Source organism: Bacillus sp. FSL K6-2869, from assembly GCF_040869405.1.
Classification (GTDB): Bacteria; Bacillota; Bacilli; order Bacillales; family Bacillaceae; genus Bacillus; species Bacillus altitudinis.
The window spans coordinates 3,195,796-3,215,707 of record NZ_CP152035.1 but is presented as its reverse complement, the minus strand read 5'-3'; the positions used below and the strand labels follow the sequence as shown (position 1 = coordinate 3,215,707).

The following is a 19,912-nucleotide window of genomic DNA, read 5'->3' as shown; positions in this document are numbered from 1 at the left end:
GATGTTCACAAATGACGCATGGAGAACCGTTAGATGTTGTAAAATAAAGAATAGAGAAACTGCCCGTCACCATATTCATACGAAAACCTGTCTGTTTTCAGTGAAGAACGGGCATGTTCATTGTGGGAGTCATGATGAACCTGTATAATAAGAAAAAGACATAAAAGAGTAGGTGACAGCTGATGCAACGAGTAACCAATTGTGTGCTGCATCACGAAGATCAAGTTCTCTTGCTGCAAAAGCCAAGACGAGGCTGGTGGGTAGCACCTGGCGGCAAAATGGAGAGCGGAGAATCGGTCAAGGATTCAGTCGTTCGAGAATTTAGAGAAGAAACAGGCATCTATATTTTAAATCCGCAGCTAAAAGGCGTGTTTACCTTTATCATAAAAGAAGGCGATCAAATCGTTCAAGAGTGGATGATGTTCACCTTTATGGCAGATTCCTTTACAGGAAAAAACGTATCAGAGTCGGAGGAAGGCATTTTAAAATGGCATGATGTAAAAGATGTCCCCAGCTTGCCGATGGCTCCAGGAGATTCCCATATTCTTGACTTCATGTTGAAAGGGAAAGGACTACTCCACGGCACTTTTACGTATACACCAGATTTTGAGCTGATTGCTTATCGATTAGATCCTCAAGGAGACTAATAAATGAACCGTTTTCATAAAGAAGGAGAGGGAGCAGGCATGAATACGCACAAACAAGATGATATTCAGCTTGTGATTATTACAGGAATGTCAGGTGCGGGGAAAACCGTTGCCATCCAAAGCTTTGAAGACTTAGGTTACTTTTGTGTGGATAACTTACCGCCATCACTTTTACCGAAGTTTCTAGAGCTCATGAAGGAATCCAATTCAAAGATGAGCAAGGTGGCCCTTGTGATGGATTTGCGCGGACGCGAATTCTTTGATAGCTTAATTGCTGCCTTAGATGAGATGAGTGATATCGGCTGGATCACACCAAGGATTCTATTTTTAGATGCAAACGATAAGGTGCTTGTCTCAAGATATAAAGAAACGAGACGTTCTCATCCCCTTGCGACAACAGGTTTGCCGCTCGAAGGAATTGAGATGGAACGCGATCTGTTAGAAGAGTTAAAAGGCCGGGCTCAAATGATTTTTGATACATCGGATTTAAAACCCAAACAGCTTCGAGAAAAAATTGTCGCACACTTTGCCACGAGCCAAGGGCAGGTGTTTACAGTGAATGTGATGTCATTCGGTTTTAAATACGGTCTGCCGATTGATGCTGATCTTGTATTTGATGTGAGATTCCTGCCGAATCCTTACTATATTGAGAGCATGCGTCCACAGACTGGAAACGATGAAGAAGTACGTTCCTATGTCATGAAGTGGAGTGAAACGCAAAAGTTCACAGAGAAATTAATCGACCTTCTCAGCTTTATGCTTCCGTCCTATAAACGAGAAGGGAAAAGTCAGCTGGTGATCGCCATTGGCTGTACAGGCGGACAGCACCGATCTGTGACGCTAGCGAACTACTTATCGGAGTATTTTAAAAATGACTACTATACTCATGTCACTCACCGGGACATTGAAAAGAGAAGCAGAAAATAGATGACGACACTTCCAAAGGTGGTCATTCTTGGCGGAGGCACTGGCTTATCTGTTTTACTTAGAGGATTAAAGACAAAGCCAGTGGACATTACCGCCATTGTGACGGTAGCTGATGATGGAGGCAGCTCAGGCAGACTGCGACATGATTTGAATATTCCGCCTCCAGGCGATATTCGAAATGTACTTGCGGCACTCTCTGATGTCGAACCGCTTGTAGAAGATTTATTTCAGCACCGTTTTAATAAAGGGAATGACTTAACAGGCCACTCTCTCGGCAATCTCATTCTTGCGGCTATGACGAATATAACCGGTGATTTTTTTCATGCCGTCACAGAAATGAGCAAGGTCTTAAATGTGAGAGGAAAAGTATTGCCAGCAGCGAATTCAAGTGTTGTTCTTCATGCGGAATTAGAAAACGGGCAAGTGGTAACGGGAGAATCAAAAATCCCAACCTATGGTGAGCGAATTAAACGAGTGTTCCTCACACCCGATACGATTGAGCCGCTCCCAGAATCGATTCAAGTCATTCGTGAAGCCGACTTGATCGTCCTTGGACCTGGCAGCTTGTATACAAGTATCTTGCCAAACTTGCTTGTACCGCATATTGGCGAAGAAGTGATTCGTTCTAAGGCGAAAAAAGTCTATATTTGCAATGTCATGACGCAGCCGGGGGAAACGCTTTCCTACAGTGCAGCTGATCATGTGCAGGCACTAAACGATCATATGGACCGACCATTTATCGATACGATATTTGTGAACAATAAAGAAATTCCAGAAGAAATCAAAGCAAAATATGCAGAAGAACAGGCGCAGCCTGTACAATTCGACACAGATGTACTCAAAGCCATGGGACTAGAAGTCATCCCTGGGGAAATCATTACATATGACCAGCATGTGATTCGTCATGATACGTTGAAAGTAGCTGCGCTGCTTGTCGATTTGCTGCATCAGAAAAAATAGGAATGGGGGTGGCAAGGATGTCATTTGCATCCGAAACAAAAAAAGAGCTGACTAATCTGGAAGTGAAGGACTGCTGCACAAAAGCAGAGCTTTCTGCCCTCATCCGTATGAACGGTTCATTATCTTTTTCTAATCGAAAATTGATTTTAGATATACAGACAGAGAACGCAGCCATTGCAAGACGTATTTATACCCTTTTGAAAAAGAAATACGATGTGACTGTCGAGCTGCTCGTTCGTAAAAAAATGAGATTAAAAAAGAATAATGTGTATATTGTCAGACTGGTAGAACGAGCGAAAACCATTTTAGAGGACCTAAAGATATTAGGTGAACAATTTGTATTTGAACGCAACATTTCAGAAGAACTTGTGAAGAAAAGATGCTGCAAGCGTTCCTATATGAGAGGTGCTTTTTTAGCAGGAGGTTCTGTGAATAATCCAGAAACCTCTTCGTATCACCTTGAGATTTTTTCACTATACAAAGAACATAATGATGCCCTTTGTGAGCTCATGAATCAATTCCATCTTAACAGTAAAACACTTGAACGCAAAAAAGGCTTTATCACATACATGAAGGAAGCGGAGAAAATTACGGAATTCTTAAGTGTTGTGGGTGCTCATAACTCATTGCTTCGTTTTGAAGATGTGCGCATCGTCCGAGATATGAGGAATTCAGTGAACCGGCTCGTCAATTGTGAAACAGCAAACTTGAATAAAACGATCGGTGCCTCACTGCGCCAGGTTGAAAATATTCAATTCATTGACGAAAAGATTGGACTAGACGCCCTGCCAGATAAGCTGCGTGAAATTGCGCAACTGCGTATTGACTACCAAGAAGTCACACTAAAGGAACTTGGCGAAATGGTGGAAAGCGGCAAGATCAGCAAATCAGGCATTAATCACCGTTTAAGAAAGCTAGATCAAATTGCAGAACAATTAAGAAACGGACAAGCTGTTACACTCAAATAGGGAAATAAAAAAGGGAGGCAGATCATATGGTGGAAAAAACGGTCACAATTCAGCTGAAAACGGGTTTGCAGGCACGTCCGGCTGCTTTGTTCGTTCAAGAAGCCAATCGTTTTGGTGCTGATATTTTTCTAGAGAAAGATGGGAAAAAGGTCAATGCGAAGAGTATTATGGGACTGATGAGTCTTGCGATCAGCTCTGGTGTCACCGTCAAACTAATAGCTGATGGAGCAGATGAACAAGAAGCCATCGATGCGTTAACGGATTTTATCAATCAAGAAAACTGAGTCTCTTTCAAGGGCTCAGTTTTTTTAGGAGGGAAAGTTGTGATTCAATCAGCCTTTTTACAGAAAATTGGATATGAAGCCGCGTCCATTACGTTTGATCAATTACCGGATTTACTAAGGAAGATGGCTTATACCTTTCCTTTTGAAAATAGATCTGTGGTGGGTAAACACGCCTATGCTTTGGATCAAGAAGGTTTGAAGCATCATCTTCTGGAAGGCAGCAGAGGCGGGCTTTGCTATGACCTCAATCCGCTCTTATATTATGTCTTAAAAGAGGCAGGTCTCGCCGTACAGCTCGTTCAAGGGACCGTATATAACAAAGAAGCAGAGAAGTGGGCACTGGATGGGACGCATGTAGCCATCGTCCTTCAACATCACCATGAGCGCTACCTCATTGATGCAGGATTTGGTGTGAATTTACCCCTTCAGCCCGTCCCTTTTACAGGTGAATGGGTGGAAGCACCGTCCCTTCGTTTTCGCGTGAACGCAGAGGAAACAGAAAAAGGAACCCATCTACTCCAATTGGATAGGGGAGCAGGTGCTGAAACAGGTTATGCTTTCACATTAAAAGAAGTCGGTGAAGATACACTTGTGCAATTGCGGCATGAGATTTATGAAAATGAAGCCTCTCCTTTTAACAAAAGGCTGCTTGCATCCAAACTAACACCAACAGGTCGTGTGATCGTGACAGAGGATCATGTCACGATACATGAACAGGAAGAAGTATCGAAAAACTTGCTTTCTCAACCTTTTGAAGTATATGTACAAACACATCTTGCACCTAAATCATAGAGACAGTTTGCTTGAATGGCTGTCTTTGCGGATAGACAAACTCTTGTACCTACTGTCGCACTCACGAATGTTAAATGTGCACCCCGGCTTGCCTAGCTGAATCGCTCATCCCCCTATAGGCGTATGACTCACCGCTCATAATTGATGTCAAAAAAGCCGGGGTTAGTATCGTACTTTATCAAGTGCTTTTCATCATTCTATTCCCCTAATATAATGAATCAATATAAGTGAACATGGAGGGATGCCAAATGGATGTATCGCAAAAATCGTTGAAAACAATGATAAGCAATACTAAACTAACAAAAAAGGAAGAAGAAATAGCGGAATACATTTTAAATAATGTAAGAGAAGCATGTCTTGTTACTTCAATAGAACTAGCTCATAGATTAAAAGTGAGTAATGCTACAGTTGTTCGATTCCCGAAAAAGTTAGGCTTTTCTGGATATAGTGACTTTCAAAAATATCTTAGAGAACAGTACTATGACAAAAGCTTAGCCATTTCTGATGATGTGACCATTCCCTCTGAAAGATTAAAATTAAGTTATGATAAAGTGATACAGTCAGATTTACTGAATGACAATTTAAAAATTCTTGAAAAAAATATATATTCTATTTCAGAGAAAAATTCATCTGAAGAGTTTAACAAGGCAATCAATTATATCATTGACGCTAGAAGAGTTTATATTTTAGGCAGTAGAGCTAGAACTGGTTTAACCGAAATAATGGGAGTTTTCCTAAATCAGATCATTGATCATGTAGTGATTAATAGTCAACAATCGTTTACTCCGTTTGATTCCTTAGCTTCATGTAGTCAGGATGATTGTGTCCTTATTTTTTCATTCCCAAGATACTCTGAAGTAGACTTTGCAGCAGCCAAAATGGCAAAAGAAATCAATGCGAAAGTTGTTATCATTACTGATAAAGCCACAGCACCTATAGCACATTTTGCTGATGTCCTACTTTTAGTTTCAGTGGATAGTAATGCATTCTTCAATTCTTACACACCTGTATTATTTTTAGCTGAGTTAATATGTACACATGTCAGTCGAGCGACAGTCGCTCATAGTGAGGAAAAATTAGAAAGAATTAATAAACATATTAGCCAGTTTGGTATGTATTAATAAAAAGTATAGTTGATATAAATATGATCTGACCTTTGCAGGTGTATTTGAATTCTTTAAGGGAGGTCAAGCTTGTATGACTACAATCATGTATGACTACAATCATGTATGACTCCAATAAAGTAAATTCGCAAAAAACGACCCACCAGTTTTTCTAATTGGTGGGTTATTGTTTGTTTACTTTACAACATGACTAATGGAGAAATTCTGAGAAACTGTTCATGTGTTGAGAAGATAAAAAATGGAACAGGACTAGGAAATGATAAACGTATATTTTTTGAAAATTTCAAAAAAATATTGTTATTAACAAAATGGTTATGATAAAATCAAAATGAAATAAATTCTTCATATTTTTTTAAAAAAGAATAAATGAAAACGCTTGCTTGTGTGACGGTTCTTCATGCTGATTTCTATAAAGTGTATTAATTCAAGTGATTTGGAAGAAATATTTAGTGTGAAAAAAAACCGTCATGTTTTTTAACAAGATAACTGACAGAAAAAGAAGCTTATATCATCATAATGATGAAGAAAATTATTCATTCATATTATTTTGAAGAATTTTAAAAAACATTTTCTGTGTTGTAGAGGAGGAAGTATGTTGAATGATTATAAAGTAGGGAAATTAATGGATCAGCAGCTATTAAAGGAATTACGTGAAAAATTTTCGTTTCTATCCTTTGACCCAGACTATGGGGAAAGACTTTTTTTTGATAATTCAGGAGGCTCTTTAAGGTTAAAGGAAGCCATCAAGGTGAAAGAAAAGATTGATTTGTTACCGGATTGTCCAGAAAGGTACCATCAAAGAGCAACAGATCTGAATGATATGATGGACAAATGTAAGAATGATGTATTGAGTGTCATGTTCGGAGCTGAGTCAGGTTCTTTAATAACAGATTTAACAGCTTCTCAAGCCATGTTTAAAATGGTCTCAACTATTATTGAAAATGTTGAGGGAACGAATGCCGTCACGACTAATATTGAACATCCTTCTGCGTATGACTCATTAGAATTTTACTGTCAAAAGAACAATAAAGAATTTAGAGTTGCTAAAGCAAATGTGAATACAGGCTTTGTTGATCCCGAAGCGATCGCTGATAAAATTGACGAGAATACGATTTTGTTAAGCGTCATTGCTTCCAGTAATATTTCAGGAAATATCATGGATCTTGAAGAAATGATAAAAGCTGCTAGAAAGAAAAAACCAGATTTATATATTATTGTTGATGCAGTCCAGCATATGCCGCATGGGACTCTTCATGTAGAAAAGCTTGGTATAGACGGAGCAAACTTTGCACCATATAAGTTTATGGCGTCAAGAGGTATTGGGTTCGCTTATGTTTCAGACAGATTATCGAAACTTCCACATCAAAAATTACTAGCAAAGGATGATCGTGAATGGGAACTTGGTTCACCAACACCTTCGCTATTTGCATCTATGTCAGCTGTTATCGACTATGTATGTTGGCTGGGTTCGTACGACAGTATTGGAGAAATGTCTAGAAGAGAGAAGTATCTAAAGGGTATGAAAAAAATAGTTCTTCACGAAAGAGCACTACTCCATCGACTTCTTGAAGGCAGTGATCAGATCGAGGGATTGAGATATATGAAGAACGTAAAAGTTTTTGCGGATGCCCCTGATTTAACGAAAAGAGATCTCATCGTTGCGATGGGAATTCAAGGGATAGATGATGAACAACTAAGAAAGGATTATCAAGATCGAGGAATTACCGTTTATGAACGAGTGAATACTAGTGTCTACTCAAAACGTATACTCGAAGCCATTGGATTAACTGGTGCGATAAGGGTTTCACCGTTCCATTGTCATACAGAAGAGGACATCGATCAATTTTTATTTGTAACCAAAGAGTTATCTGAAACGAAGAGAATGAGCAAACTCATCAACTAGGGGGGAACTACTAATGAAGAAATTAGGTCTCGGTACAAAAGTATTTATTGGGTTTGTCATCGGTATATTGCTAGGTTTAATCTTTAAAGAAAAAATATTAATCATTAAACCTATTGGGGATATATTCTTAACACTCATTAAAATGATCGTGGTTCCGCTCATTTTTTTCTCCATCACTTCTGGAATCTTTAGTATTGGTGATGTTCAAAAATTAAAGAAAATCGGAACAAAGACGCTGATTTATTATATTGGAACGACTTTAATAGCAGGTGGAATCGGTCTTTTGGTTGCGCATATATTTAAACCGGGGAATGGAATTGATATTGATAGTATTAAGACATCGTCCGAATATAAAGCTGCCAATATTCCTACTTTTGGAGAGACGATATTAGGTCTATTTCCATCAAATCCTGTTCAGGCTCTAGCAGAAGGAAATCTCATGCAAATTATCATCTTTTCCATTTTCTTAGGAATATCCATCGTTTTAATAGGAAACAAATCAGTCACCCTTAGACATTTTTTTGAAGAAGGTACACAGGTAATGTATAAAATGACAGGAATCATCATGGCATTTTCACCTATAGGTGTGGCTGCTTTAATGGCTTGTACGATTGGGGAATACGGTTTGGGGATATTTGGGCCTTTGGGCAAATTTATTTTAGTTGATTATATCGGTTTGATTTCTGTCATCATTTTGATGTACTTGTTTATGTTGAAATTCATAGCGAAAATTCCCTTATCTAAGTTCTTTAAGTCAATCGGTAAAATTTGGGTAGTGACTGCGAGTACGACAAGCAGTTCTGGAACATTACCTGTTACTATTTCTGTGACGAAAGAAGATTTTAAGGTGAAAGAGGAACTAGCGCAATTTACCCTTCCTATTGGAGCAACGATGAACATGAATGGTGCCGTTGTGTATTACTCTGCTGCCATCATATTTGTATCCCAAATATATGGGATTGACATGCCAATTAGCCAGCAACTACTAGTCATATTAATGACAACTTTAATATCAGTTGGATCGCCCGGGATTCCTGGAGGTGGTATCGTTATGACCATTATGCTGTTAACTACATTAGGACTCCCTATGGAGATAGTTGGAATGATTGCTGGGATCTATAGAATCATCGATATGGGACACACCTCACTTAACGTGACAGGTGACGTAGTCAGTACACTGTGTATTGCGCGTAGTGAAAATATGATTGAAGATGAACAACTAAATGTGAATAAAATAAACGATATAAAATATTAAACGAGTTGATGTAAAGGTATAATTAACTTAATATTCTGTCTATTGAAAATAACATGATTGCCTAGTGATAAATCTCATTTAGCAATATCAATTGACACAACGTTTGCAGCCCGCAAGCAAACATGATAAAAAAGACAGCTCATCAAAGGGCTGTCTTTTTCATTGATTAACGAATCCTCGTAAATGTCGCATAGTGATCGGTTGTTTTATAAATGAGCCAGTCACTTGAGTATACTAGGCGGTCAGCATTACGGAAACCGGAGACGTAGTTGATGTCGGCTTCACGCCATGTACGGCCACTAGCGGATGGAAGGCGTCCCTCCCGATTAGAGAATACGTCTCCACCGATGCTTTTGCCCGGCGCGACTTCAGCTAAATTTCCTTTTGATGCCACCCATCCGAGGGCGCTCGCTTGTGATTTGGTGATGTAATTATCAGGTAGTCGTTTATAGCGGATTAAGTAATCTGCTACACCATCAAAGGTATTAATGACGGCAAGGGTACGAAGGTCTGGTGCAAGCTGTACGGAAGCAGTCTCATTTGTGGCTGTGGGTGTAAGTGGTGTTTCTGCATGGACTTGCTGCGGGATAAATCCAGAAAACAGAATGGCAGCAATCAGAGCGAACAGAGTAAAAATCGAACTTATTTTTTTCATCTTGATCCTCCTCAAAAGGAAATGGGATGCCGTCCTCTTGATGCTTGTCTACCTCATATTATAGCACCGGCATATGAAGAGAATGTAAAGAATCAGGAGATTGGAAAAAATGAGGCTTTTTGACCTACTGTCTCTAGATGACGTAAACAAAAAGACGCAGTTCCCTGCGCCTTTTTTCAATTAAGATGAGGCAAGCTCCTTCACAATATCAACAGGGGCTTTGCCATCAATTCCATGAAGTACATTATGAATGGCTCGTTTCAGCATAAGGTCTCTTGTCGTTTCAGTAGCGGAACCGATATGCGGGGCAAGCGTGACATTGTCCATCTCCTTGAAAGGATGATCTTCCTGAAGCGGTTCTTGCTCATACACATCCAGACCAGCTCCTTTAATCCACCCTTCCTGCAGTGCTTGAATGAGACTTTTCTCATCGACGGTTTTTCCGCGGGAGATGTTCACGAATAAAGCTGTCGGCTTCATTAATTTCAATTCCCGCTCTCCTATCATATGGTACGTCTCATCCGTCAGTGGTGTGATTAACACAATGATATCAGCTTGCTTCAGCAAGTCATCCAGTGCGCAATATACAGCGCCATATGCCGATTCGGCTTTCTCGTTCCGGCTCCGGTTGTGATAGAGGACGTTCATATCAAAACCATGAGCGGCTCGTTTGGCTACTTGCTCACCGATTCGTCCCATCCCAATGATCCCAAGCGTTTGATGATGGACATCAATGCCGAATATGTCTTCTTCTTGAACAAATTTTGTCCATTTTCCCTCGCGGATAAAACGATCAAGCTCGGCAATTCTCCTCGCAGAAGAGAGAATGAGAGAAAAGGCAAGATCAGCAACGGTATGATCGAGTGTATAAGGCGTGTGCGTACCAATCACGCCTCTTTGTCTCATGGCTTCTAGATCAAAATTGTCATAGCCGACTGAATTATTGCTCACCACCTTGAGTTGGGGTGCATGATCTAATAAATCTTGATCAATTTTCGTACCAGATGTTAAAAGGCCATCAGCCTTCTGTAGCTTCTCAAATAACAGATCTCTTGGGATCGGATCCTTTGACTGCCATACCTCATATGTACAATGTTCTTTTAACATGTCTTCAAAAGCGGCAGGTAAGGGTTTGGCGACAAAAATATGTGGTTTCATCATCAACTCGCTCCTTTCACATGGTCATCTTTCTCTTTTTATTATAAAGCAACCATTTTGGCAGTACACGTTTGAATATGAGCTGCTCAATATTTAATATACTGAAATAACGGAAAAGGAGAGATTTTTATAGTGAAAGAGTAAATGACATGGCCATCTGATGTCTTTTTATGATGTAGAAAAACGAGTGATTAGTAGATGAGTCATAGAAAAACGCTAGATGTTTCGAGAGATAATCTGACAAACTGGAAAATAGATCGAGACTTTTTGATAGAAAATTTATTATATTTGCAGTGTATTAAACGGGATGGTCATTTTCTACTAAACCATTTCATCGTCTTTTGTTGAAATGAAAGCCATTGTTTGAAAGCAAAAGCCGCCTCTCCCCTGTGCTGAAGCGGAACAAAGAGCAAAATAGAGAAAATGCTTACATATTCTCTCATCGTTTTCTCATTTTTTTCTTTTTTTTCTATCATTTTTCTTCTCTATGCTTGAGAACACACAAGGGAAAAGGAGGCCAGGTAAGGCGTTACAATCACTTAAAAAAGATAGGAGATGACAGGATGGATTCAACATTAGAACAGATTCTTCAGCACAATGCAGATTTTGTGAAAGAGAGACAGTATGAGCCTTTCAAGGCGGGAAAATTTCCTGAGAAGAAATTGGTTATATTAACTTGTATGGACACACGCCTGTTGGAATTATTACCCCAATCCATGGGGCTTCGTAACGGTGATGCGAAGATCATTAAAAATGCAGGAGCCATCGTCACACATCCATTTGGCAGTGTCATGCGGAGTATTTTACTAGCCATTTATGAGCTGAAAGCAGAGGAAGTATGCATTGTCGGACATCATGAATGCGGAATGGCAGGCCTTGCGGCAGACCCTTTACTTGAAAAGGCAAAAGCACGGGGAATTGAGGAAAAGTGTTTGAGCATTGTGAAAAGCGCAGGTGTCGATTTAAAGGGCTGGCTGACAGGCTTTGATTCAGTGGAAGAGAGCGTATCTCAAAGTGTGAAATTAGTCAAAGAGCACCCGCTCATGCCAAGTGATGTAGCTGTTCATGGACTAGTGATTCATCCGGCAACAGGAAAGCTGGATGTCGTTATAAAAGATAAACAGATCGACCCACAATATACCTAAATCATCTACACATACTTGAAGGAGGCCAACACATACCATGCGTTTTTATGGAAGATTTGAAGGTTATGATTCATCAAAGTTTAGACGCGATTTAATCGCTGGGCTTGTCGTGGGCGTTGTGGCAATTCCTTTAGGCATGGCTTTTGCCATTGCATCTGGTGTCGGACCAGAATACGGATTATACACAGTCATCGTTGCCGGCATTTTGATTTCATTGTTTGGTGGTTCAAAGTATCAGATTGGCGGACCGACCGGGGCATTTGTTCCAATTTTATTCGGGATCGTCAGCCAGTACGGTATTGAAAACTTACTCATTGCTGGTTTTATGGCAGGGTGTATGCTTGTCTTATTCGGAATATTCAAACTAGGAAAGCTCATGAAATTTATTCCTCGTCCGGTTATCATCGGCTTTACTGCCGGCATTGCTGTCATTATTTTTTCAGGACAGATTGCCAACTTCCTCGGATTAAAGGGTGTTGAAAAGCATGAAAGCTTTTTCCTCAATATGAGAGAGATCGTGGTCCATCTCGGTACCGCAAACAGTCTCGCCATTCTCACAGCGATTGTTGGGCTCATCGTGATTTTGGCGGCGCAAAAATACATTCCCAAAATACCTGGTGCTCTATTAGGTCTACTCGTTTCAACATTTATAGCTGTTCTCTTTTTTCAAGGACAAGTTGAAACCATCGGCTCTGCATATGGCGAAATCCCTCGTCAACTGCCAACTTTCGCTTTTCCTGAATTGACGATTGAAAAAATGATGTATCTGCTGCCGCCGGCTATTGTCATTGCGCTTTTGGGCGGCGTGGAGTCCATCTTGTCAGCTATGGTTGCTGATAATATGAAAGGCTCAAAGCATGACAGCAATAAAGAACTCGTCGGGCAAGGAATTGCCAATATGGCGGCGCCGCTTTTCGGAGGGATTCCAGCGACTGGAGCGATTGCTCGTACGGCAACAAACATTAAAAATGGTGGAGCAAGCCCCATTTCAGGAGTCGTGCATGGTGTCGTCGTCTTGCTCATCTTAATGTTATTTGCACCATATGCATCGATGATTCCGCTTGCTGCCATGGCACCGATTTTGATGTTTGTGGCGTGGAATATGAGTGAGAAAAAAGAGTTTATCAATATTGTCAAAGTCAAAAATGCGGATTCCCTTGTGCTTGTCGTGACCTTCCTGCTGACGGTCATCGGTGATTTGATTATTGGCGTGACTGCAGGTCTCATTTTAGCGTTTATCGCCTTTATCAAAAAAATGAGCCAGACAACGAATATCCACACAAATGTTGCTGTTCCTCAAATCGAAACGGCGGCTGCCTTAGAAAGGGAGACTGATCAGAAAGGGATTAGTATGTATTCGATTGAAGGGCCACTCTTTTTCGGTACAACCGATTCATTGGAAAATTCGATTTTGGATCATGTTCAGACAAAGCCGAAAACACTCATTTTGCTTATGAACAAAGTGAATTATATGGACACCTCAGCAGAAGCGGTTCTGATGAACATTTCCAATCGATTAAAGCATCACAATGGAAAATTGATGATTGTAGGGCTTCAATCACAGCCAAAAGAGCTTTTGCATCGTACCGGTCTTTTCCATCACATTGGAAAGCAGCATTTCTTTGAACGAACGGATGATATTTCACCACAGCAGCTATAAAAGGCTAAAAAAAGCACGTGACATGTCGGTCACGTGCTTTTTACCTGCTCTTTTTCACTAGAAAACCGTTGTGTGAGTTTCTGTTGATGGGAAGAGAAGACCTCTTCTACTGTTACATCATAGAGATCAGCTAGAACTAGTAGATTTCCTAAGACATCTCCCATTTCTTCAATTAGGTCCTTTCTTAACGCGGCGTTCTCCTGTGTTTTCTCATCAGGTCGATCGCGTCCAATTTCGACCGCCCTGACTGCACGAGCGAGTTCTCCTGTTTCCTCCATCAGGAAACCTAACCTGATAAACGGCCCGTATTCTGTCCAATTTCTCATTTTGTAGAAATCTTTGATCCATTTTTCCATTTCAGTTGTTTGCATTCTCTTTATACAGCTCCTTATATGGTGTTCACCTTCTGATTTTACACTATATATAGATGGAGCGGCTGTTTCTTTACAATGAATTATAGTAGAATGAGTGGGTGAAGAAATCATAGAGAGAGATGGAGCTGTTTTGATGAAAACGATTTGTGTGTTTGCTGGTTCGAATCCAGGTGTGAATGACATCTACAAACAAAAAGCTGTCGAGCTAGGGGCTTATATGGCAGAGCAAGGAATCCGTCTTGTATACGGTGGCTCACGAATTGGCTTAATGGGCGCTATAGCAGATGAGGTATTGAAAAACGGCGGGCAAGTGATCGGAGTCATGCCAAAAGGGCTTTTTAGAGGAGAGGTTGTGCATCAAGAGCTCACTGAACTCATTGAAGTCAAAGGAATGCATGAACGAAAAGCGAAAATGAGCGAGCTGGCCGATGGGTTTATTGCCATGCCAGGTGGTTTTGGTACATATGAAGAATTATTTGAGGTGCTTTGCTGGGCGCAAATTGGCATCCACCAAAAGCCAATCGGGTTGTATCAAGTGAATGATTATTTCAATCCGCTTATAGACATGGTGAAGTTTAGTGTACAGGAAGGTTTTTCGAATGAATCACACCTTCAATTGCTGCATGCCTCTGGAGAACCGGAAGAATTGATTTCACAGATGGCTTCTTATCAAACACCGTCTCTTCAGCAGAAATGGACGGAGCTGTCTTAAAACAGATGCATAACAAAAAACCGCCTGTTCAAAGAGCAGACGGTTTGTTTTGTGATTATTTTTGTTCTTCTGAATTACGGGTCAAGACTTTGTCAATGAGTCCGTATTGAAGTGCTTCTTCCGCTGTTTTGAAGTTGTCACGATCTGTATCGCGCTCAATGACTTCAATTGGCTGACCAGTACGTTCAGCAAGTACTTGGTTCAGTTTATCGCGTAAAGAAAGGATTCGTTTTGCCGCAATTTCAATTTCTGTTGCTTGACCTTGCGCACCACCTAGTGGTTGGTGAATCATCACTTCACTATTTGGAAGGGCATAACGCTTACCTTTTTCACCAGCAGCAAGCAGGAACGCACCCATAGATGCAGCCATACCAATACAAATAGTTGATACCTTTGGTTTAATAAATTGCATCGTATCGTAAATGGCCATACCAGCTGTGATCGAACCGCCAGGGCTGTTAATGTAGATAGAGATATCTTTTTCTGGATCCTCGGCTTCTAAGAAAAGAAGCTGTGATACGATGGAGTTGGCAACATTGTCATCGATCGCAGAACCAAGCATGATAATACGGTCTTTTAAAAGACGAGAATAAATGTCGTAAGCTCTTTCCCCACGATTTGTTTGCTCAATGACTGTAGGTATTAAATTCATAATGTTCCTCCTTCACCTTTTAGGTAAGTATGTAATTCAATGATACATTTTTGGTCAATAAAGGTCAAACAAAATGCTGACCTAAAATCAAATACCCCTATCCATTTTCCCCAAAACTCTTCCACTTCAAACCATCATATGAGTATATGTATGGGAATGAAGAAAATGCATCGACAGGGATAGCGATTAATCATTGCTTTCTTGCAGCATTTCCCTTATAATTTGATATGCTGACGTTTAAAAAACATATCGTGCGCTCGTAGCTCAGTTGGATAGAGCGGTGGTTTCCGGTACCACGTCTGCCGGGGGTTCGAATCCCTCCGAGCGCGTACTTAATTAGTAGAATAAAAAGACCTCTCGATGAAAATATCTATCGAGAGGTTTTTTATATACAAATAAATTGCAAAAACGTAAGGCGTGTTCCTTTGATGATAATTAACGCGTCTTTTAAATTTTAATATATAGCTTCTCATTGTACTTATCTGTGATTGAGTAAATTGTTTTCTGATCATCGACTTTTTTTGTAGAGAAGTATTTAATGCCGATATCCTTATGAGTATTTATAATGGTTTTGTATTCTAGGCCGTTTCCTTTATTTGAGAATTGAATTTGAGTGATTGGATGTTTTTTATTAAAAACCGATGATTGCCATCCTCCAATCGGCTGAGTATGACCTTCGTATCTTTTGAACTCTGTCACATGATTCATTTGAAGCAACTCAATTGTTCTGCCGTCCAGTGTGCTTTCCAAAATAATTTTCTTTTTTGTTTCTACAGTTGTATTCACATGTTCGCCAATATTGAATATTTGGCTGTACGTACACTCTTTATTACTAGTTAACTCATCAAAAATGATAATAGACTCCATTTTCTTTAGATATAAAAGTGTACGTTTGACAATGTTCCCCGGATATAGCGAGTGTATGCCGGTAACAAAACTGTAATCTTGGTGAAAACCATAATTCTGTATATTTGATTTTCCAATTTGCTCATCGGTTATTTCATACGATTTGCGATTTACGGTAACAGTATTGTGTGCTTTTGTGCTTCTAAAATACTGACGATAACTATCTTTTTCTTGATAGTTATACTTACCTGAGTCTACAAAAAAATCAGTTTGTCCAATAGATAGTAGAATGGATAAATCATCAGCGTGTTTATGAACTCTTGAATGAAAGCCAGCAGTAAATTTTAAGTAAAGCTGGGCACTATTAAATGTCCAATTGTTTCTGAAAATCGCAACTCCAGCATCTTTGTATACTTTATCAATTTCAGGTTGTTTCCCCAAAAGTCCGCTTGAAAATATAAAGAGGAAGTTTGGATTCGAAATCATTTTTTCTGAAAAATGGGACATATCTAGGGGATTTGAATCACCTGTTAGAGGAATTTTTCCATCTGGCTTAAACAAATACGCTAAATATTCTTCCATCTTATAGATTAAAAAAGATAATTCAGGAACTTCTTTTCCATGATAATTTAAGAAATCATTGATACTTCTAAAAAGATTTAATACAACGATGTGGTATTCTGCACTATGTTCAAGATGAACACCGCTTTGAGCAACATCCTTTCTAGCATGATCCATAAATCTATTAATGGCTTTATCATACCATCTATCCGCATTAGCTAGATGAGGAAAAACTAGGGATAATTCAATCAATGAGCGATCTTGGAAAATGCCATGATTATTAATGAAAGTATGGTTCTTATCATCTTCAAGATAATTGCCGTGTTTTATTAATGTTTGTGTGATTACTTCAGTAAAGGTCTCTTCATAGATAGGTGAGTCTTTGTAGTTATCCCAAAAATGAATGATATTCACAATTCTATTAGCCACACTGTGATCCTTCCAAGCATAGACACTTGCTTGTTGTTCTTTAGAAGGGTTTTTTACTATCCAACTATGAATGATCTCTTTTGCTTTTTTAAGATATTTCAAGTCGGAATCTAGTTCATATGCGTGCATTAAATATGCTACAATATCCAAACTATGTAAATAAAAACACCAAGTCACATTTTGATAAGGATTCTCTTCCCAAGTGATTTCAGTTACATTTACAGCAGGCCAAGCGGAGTGTACATATAAATAATTTTCTACTATTTTGTCAGCGTTAGCGATTGTATTTTTGGTTTGCTTACTTCTTTTGAAAATCAAGGTTTAGTCACCTTCCTTTAAGACTAGAACTAATTATACAGTAAAAAAGGAGATATCTATCAAATTTTCAAGATATTACGGAGAAATTCTTTTAAAGATGTTCTATTCAATTCTCTGAAATCTGAATGCATGATGAAAACTATCTATAGAAAGTGTTTTTTAGCTGTCATTTACACCACACTATTTATGCTATAATTAATAATCATTCTCAATTAAAGGTGGTTTTCGTAAGTGAAAAAAATGATTTGGCTTATGAGTCTGCTGGCAGTATTGTTGGTGGCTTGCGGGCAGAAAGACAATGAAGAACAAGAATCAAATACTCGTACATATACAACTGAAACGGGTGAAAAGATCACCATTCCTGACAAACCGAAACGAATTGTTGTGTTAACAGCACAGCTTGGAAATTTTAAAAAGTTAGGTGTGACACCTGTTGGCATGACAGATGTTTATCCTAAATCATCCTTTTTAGATGAAACAGGTGTGAAGAGGGTGCCGATAGAAAATGTGGAGGCAATCGCCAAACTGAAACCTGATCTCATTATTGCGTATTCACAAAATGATCAAGTTGAAAAATATAAAAAGATCGCAAAAACAATTACTTTCACAACAAGTGAACATAGCTTTAAAGAGATGCATATTGAAATCGGAAAGATTCTTGGAAAAGAATCGTTAGCCAAAAAACAAATACAAGAAATGGACGAGCAGCTGAAAAAAGACGGCAAAGAGGTCAAAGCAAAAATTGGTGAAGACAAGACGTTCTCCATTATGGATGTGCAGCCTAAGCAGGTGTACTTATTTGGTACAGACTTTGGTCGTGGAGGAGAGGTTATCTATCAAGGGTATGGATTCAGTTTGCCTGAAAAAGCAGAGAAAGCTCTACCAAAAGAAGGGTATCTCGGTATTTCATTAGAGGAGATGAACGAGTATGCAGGTGACTATTTACTTGTACCAACAAAGGATGGAAAAGCACCTAATCTAGATATCACAGGCAGCGGTGTATGGAAGAAGAATAAAGCAGTGAAACAAGGACATGTTTTATCCTATTCAATCAAAGAATTTATCTATGCTGATCCAATCTCAATTGAAAAACAGTCTGCTGCGTTTAAACAAATGCTGCTCAAAAATTAATAGAAAAAAGACAAAGCACTTAAAAAGGAGGCTTTGTCTTTTTTTCTGCTATCCTCTGAAAATACTAGCCATAAGACTCATTTATCCCCTTTTCAGGCGTATTTGTTGAGCCTGATCACTGTATAAGATTAACATGGAAGGGAATTGACAATAAGGAGAGGATTCTTGTGGCGAAGGTTTTAATGATTACGTTCCCAGCTGAAGGACATGTGAACCCAATGTTAGGGATGATAAGAGCATTTGTTGATCGAGGTGATGAAGTGCATGTGGTCACAACTCAACATTATCAAAAGCGGATCAAACGCTTAGGCGCTCACGTACATATACATCCAGATTATATTCGGACATTAAGTGTGGAAGAAGACGATTTGGAATCCATGCAGCCATTTTTTCATGCCATGCTACAAACGTCATTAGACATTTTAGAAGTGGTGGAAACTCTTTCTCAACAGCATTCATTTGATTTGGTCTATTTTGATATGTTTGGAGCAGGTGAGCTTGTGCGGGATTACTTACAGATTCCAGGCATCGGTTCGAATCCTTCTTTTGTGCTGCAGGAGGCGCATTTTGATACACCTCTATACAGAAAAGATGAGAAGGCGGCTCATCTGTTAGAAGAAATACATGAACGTTTTGGCGTTCAGCCAAAGCATTTGATGCAATTCATGAAAAACCGCGGCGAACTGAATATGGTGTATACAAGTGAATATTTTCAGCCGTCTGTTGATGCATTGGATGATTCGTTTGTTTTCATTGGACCGAGTTTTCTAAAACGTGCTGACCAGCACGATTTCCCATTAGAAGCGCTTGAGCGGGAGAAGGTCGTCTTTATTTCAATGGGAACGGTTCTTGGAGATACTGAAGCATTCTTTAATATGTGTATTGATGCCTTTGCCGACTTTGATGGAAAAGTGATTCTCGCAACTGGTGAAAAAATCGACATGTCTCTCCTAAAAGAAGCACCATCTCATTTTCTCATCGAGTCTTATGTGCCGCAGCTTGAAGTCCTTGAACTGACAGATGTGTTTGTCACCCACGGCGGGATGAACAGTGTCAATGAAGGTATTCATTATCATGTTCCAATGGTTGTCATCCCGGTTGACAAAGATCAGCCGATGGTGGCAAAAAGACTGACGGATCTCTCTGCTGCTCGTGCACTCGATAAAGACGAGCTGACAGCAAGGCAGTTGAGAGATACTGTAGAGAGTGTACTCGGAAGTGACACATACCGTGCTGGGATTGAAAAGATTGAAGAAAGTTTCCAAACAGCAGGTGGAACAGAAAAAGCATTACGTGTCATTGATCAGTTTATGCAAGCGAAACAGACTCAATCATGAGTCTGTTTTTTCTGTGAAAAAGACATTGTATTTCCCAGATCTGTATGCTAATATTCAATTCGTAATCATTTCGA

General features: G+C 39.5%; 18 protein-coding genes, 1 tRNA gene and 1 pseudogene. 15 read left to right on the top strand and 5 right to left on the bottom strand.

All coding sequences use genetic code 11. The features are described 5' to 3' along the window. Positions 1 to 182 precede the first annotated feature (182 nt). From MHI58_RS16700 to MHI58_RS16660, 9 genes are all read left to right on the top strand, one after another. Positions 183 to 647, top strand: a complete 465-nt coding sequence (locus MHI58_RS16700) for an 8-oxo-dGTP diphosphatase (RefSeq protein ID WP_008348133.1) — start codon at positions 183 to 185, stop codon at positions 645 to 647. A gap of 39 nt (positions 648 to 686) precedes the next feature. Continuing rightward, complete coding sequence (gene rapZ, locus MHI58_RS16695; RefSeq protein WP_024719879.1) at positions 687 to 1,574, top strand: RNase adapter RapZ; 888 nt, start codon at positions 687 to 689, stop codon at positions 1,572 to 1,574. Further along, positions 1,575 to 2,534 (top strand): YvcK family protein, encoded by a 960-nt coding sequence (gene yvcK, locus MHI58_RS16690; RefSeq protein WP_008348128.1) that lies wholly within the window; start codon positions 1,575 to 1,577, stop codon positions 2,532 to 2,534. It abuts the gene before it with no gap. A 17-nt stretch (positions 2,535 to 2,551) separates the two neighbouring features. Beyond that, positions 2,552 to 3,502 (top strand): DNA-binding protein WhiA, encoded by a 951-nt coding sequence (whiA, locus tag MHI58_RS16685; RefSeq protein ID WP_008348125.1) that lies wholly within the window; start codon positions 2,552 to 2,554, stop codon positions 3,500 to 3,502. Between the two features lie 26 nt (positions 3,503 to 3,528). Further along, positions 3,529 to 3,786: an HPr family phosphocarrier protein gene (locus MHI58_RS16680; protein ID WP_008348124.1), complete on the top strand. Its 258-nt coding sequence runs from the start codon at positions 3,529 to 3,531 to the stop codon at positions 3,784 to 3,786. Positions 3,787 to 3,825: 39 nt separating this feature from the next. Continuing rightward, positions 3,826 to 4,578, top strand: coding sequence for an arylamine N-acetyltransferase (locus MHI58_RS16675; RefSeq protein ID WP_045034004.1), 753 nt, complete (start codon positions 3,826 to 3,828; stop codon positions 4,576 to 4,578). A gap of 248 nt (positions 4,579 to 4,826) precedes the next feature. Further along, a complete protein-coding gene (locus MHI58_RS16670) occupies positions 4,827 to 5,699 on the top strand; it encodes a MurR/RpiR family transcriptional regulator (RefSeq protein ID WP_039963728.1) in 873 nt (290 codons plus the stop codon). Between the two features lie 595 nt (positions 5,700 to 6,294). Continuing rightward, positions 6,295 to 7,605: an aminotransferase class V-fold PLP-dependent enzyme gene (locus MHI58_RS16665; RefSeq protein ID WP_045034005.1), complete on the top strand. Its 1,311-nt coding sequence runs from the start codon at positions 6,295 to 6,297 to the stop codon at positions 7,603 to 7,605. 13 nt (positions 7,606 to 7,618) lie between these two features. Beyond that, positions 7,619 to 8,860: a dicarboxylate/amino acid:cation symporter gene (locus MHI58_RS16660; RefSeq protein ID WP_045034006.1), complete on the top strand. Its 1,242-nt coding sequence runs from the start codon at positions 7,619 to 7,621 to the stop codon at positions 8,858 to 8,860. 166 nt (positions 8,861 to 9,026) lie between these two features. Here the strand turns inward: MHI58_RS16660 and MHI58_RS16655 are convergent. Further along, positions 9,027 to 9,353, bottom strand: a pseudogene (locus MHI58_RS16655) (ribonuclease); the annotation flags it as partial. A gap of 342 nt (positions 9,354 to 9,695) precedes the next feature. Then, entirely contained in the window at positions 9,696 to 10,673 is a 978-nt protein-coding gene (locus MHI58_RS16650; RefSeq protein ID WP_041508114.1) for a D-glycerate dehydrogenase, read from the bottom strand. Between the two features lie 563 nt (positions 10,674 to 11,236). Between MHI58_RS16650 and MHI58_RS16645 the strand changes: the two genes are divergently transcribed. Next, entirely contained in the window at positions 11,237 to 11,818 is a 582-nt protein-coding gene (locus MHI58_RS16645; protein WP_024719876.1) for a carbonic anhydrase, read from the top strand. A gap of 37 nt (positions 11,819 to 11,855) precedes the next feature. After that, entirely contained in the window at positions 11,856 to 13,478 is a 1,623-nt protein-coding gene (locus MHI58_RS16640; RefSeq protein ID WP_045034007.1) for a SulP family inorganic anion transporter, read from the top strand. A 29-nt stretch (positions 13,479 to 13,507) separates the two neighbouring features. Here the strand turns inward: MHI58_RS16640 and MHI58_RS16635 are convergent, their stop codons facing one another. After that, on the bottom strand, positions 13,508 to 13,849 hold the full coding sequence (locus MHI58_RS16635) for a MazG nucleotide pyrophosphohydrolase domain-containing protein (protein ID WP_045034008.1): 342 nt from the start codon (positions 13,847 to 13,849) through the stop codon (positions 13,508 to 13,510). A gap of 136 nt (positions 13,850 to 13,985) precedes the next feature. Here MHI58_RS16635 and MHI58_RS16630 point away from each other — a divergent pair, with 136 nt between their 5' ends. Further along, a complete protein-coding gene (locus MHI58_RS16630; RefSeq protein WP_017368101.1) occupies positions 13,986 to 14,564 on the top strand; it encodes a TIGR00730 family Rossman fold protein in 579 nt (192 codons plus the stop codon). Positions 14,565 to 14,619: 55 nt separating this feature from the next. Here the strand turns inward: MHI58_RS16630 and clpP are convergent, their stop codons facing one another. Then, positions 14,620 to 15,216, bottom strand: a complete 597-nt coding sequence (gene clpP / locus MHI58_RS16625) for an ATP-dependent Clp endopeptidase proteolytic subunit ClpP (RefSeq protein ID WP_024719872.1) — start codon at positions 15,214 to 15,216, stop codon at positions 14,620 to 14,622. A 253-nt stretch (positions 15,217 to 15,469) separates the two neighbouring features. Here clpP and MHI58_RS16620 point away from each other — a divergent pair. Continuing rightward, positions 15,470 to 15,545: transfer RNA gene (locus MHI58_RS16620), tRNA-Arg, on the top strand. A 118-nt stretch (positions 15,546 to 15,663) separates the two neighbouring features. On the opposite strand, the gene MHI58_RS16615 is transcribed toward MHI58_RS16620, so the two are convergent. Beyond that, positions 15,664 to 17,370 (bottom strand): alginate lyase family protein, encoded by a 1,707-nt coding sequence (locus tag MHI58_RS16615; protein WP_052659615.1) that lies wholly within the window; start codon positions 17,368 to 17,370, stop codon positions 15,664 to 15,666. Positions 17,371 to 17,610: 240 nt separating this feature from the next. Between MHI58_RS16615 and MHI58_RS16610 the strand changes: the two genes are divergently transcribed. Together MHI58_RS16610 and MHI58_RS16605 are read left to right on the top strand one after the other, a co-directional pair. After that, positions 17,611 to 18,501: an ABC transporter substrate-binding protein gene (locus tag MHI58_RS16610; RefSeq protein WP_045034067.1), complete on the top strand. Its 891-nt coding sequence runs from the start codon at positions 17,611 to 17,613 to the stop codon at positions 18,499 to 18,501. Between the two features lie 167 nt (positions 18,502 to 18,668). Continuing rightward, positions 18,669 to 19,838: a macrolide family glycosyltransferase gene (locus tag MHI58_RS16605; protein ID WP_045034009.1), complete on the top strand. Its 1,170-nt coding sequence runs from the start codon at positions 18,669 to 18,671 to the stop codon at positions 19,836 to 19,838. Positions 19,839 to 19,912: the final 74 nt, after the last annotated feature.

Excerpts from the sequence above, each read along its gene's own strand:
- MHI58_RS16700 (WP_008348133.1), top strand. The coding sequence starts at position 183 with ATGCAACGAGTAACCAATTGTGTGCTGCATCACGAAGATCAAGTTCTC.
- rapZ (WP_024719879.1), top strand. The coding sequence starts at position 687 with ATGAATACGCACAAACAAGATGATATTCAGCTTGTGATTATTACAGGA.
- yvcK (WP_008348128.1), top strand. The coding sequence starts at position 1,575 with ATGACGACACTTCCAAAGGTGGTCATTCTTGGCGGAGGCACTGGCTTA.
- whiA (WP_008348125.1), top strand. The coding sequence starts at position 2,552 with ATGTCATTTGCATCCGAAACAAAAAAAGAGCTGACTAATCTGGAAGTG.
- MHI58_RS16680 (WP_008348124.1), top strand. The coding sequence starts at position 3,529 with ATGGTGGAAAAAACGGTCACAATTCAGCTGAAAACGGGTTTGCAGGCA.
- MHI58_RS16670 (WP_039963728.1), top strand. The coding sequence starts at position 4,827 with ATGGATGTATCGCAAAAATCGTTGAAAACAATGATAAGCAATACTAAA.
- MHI58_RS16665 (WP_045034005.1), top strand. The coding sequence starts at position 6,295 with ATGTTGAATGATTATAAAGTAGGGAAATTAATGGATCAGCAGCTATTA.
- MHI58_RS16660 (WP_045034006.1), top strand. The coding sequence starts at position 7,619 with ATGAAGAAATTAGGTCTCGGTACAAAAGTATTTATTGGGTTTGTCATC.
- MHI58_RS16650 (WP_041508114.1), bottom strand. The coding sequence starts at position 10,673 with ATGAAACCACATATTTTTGTCGCCAAACCCTTACCTGCCGCTTTTGAA.
- MHI58_RS16645 (WP_024719876.1), top strand. The coding sequence starts at position 11,237 with ATGGATTCAACATTAGAACAGATTCTTCAGCACAATGCAGATTTTGTG.
- MHI58_RS16640 (WP_045034007.1), top strand. The coding sequence starts at position 11,856 with ATGCGTTTTTATGGAAGATTTGAAGGTTATGATTCATCAAAGTTTAGA.
- MHI58_RS16635 (WP_045034008.1), bottom strand. The coding sequence starts at position 13,849 with ATGCAAACAACTGAAATGGAAAAATGGATCAAAGATTTCTACAAAATG.
- MHI58_RS16630 (WP_017368101.1), top strand. The coding sequence starts at position 13,986 with ATGAAAACGATTTGTGTGTTTGCTGGTTCGAATCCAGGTGTGAATGAC.
- clpP (WP_024719872.1), bottom strand. The coding sequence starts at position 15,216 with ATGAATTTAATACCTACAGTCATTGAGCAAACAAATCGTGGGGAAAGA.
- MHI58_RS16610 (WP_045034067.1), top strand. The coding sequence starts at position 17,611 with ATGATTTGGCTTATGAGTCTGCTGGCAGTATTGTTGGTGGCTTGCGGG.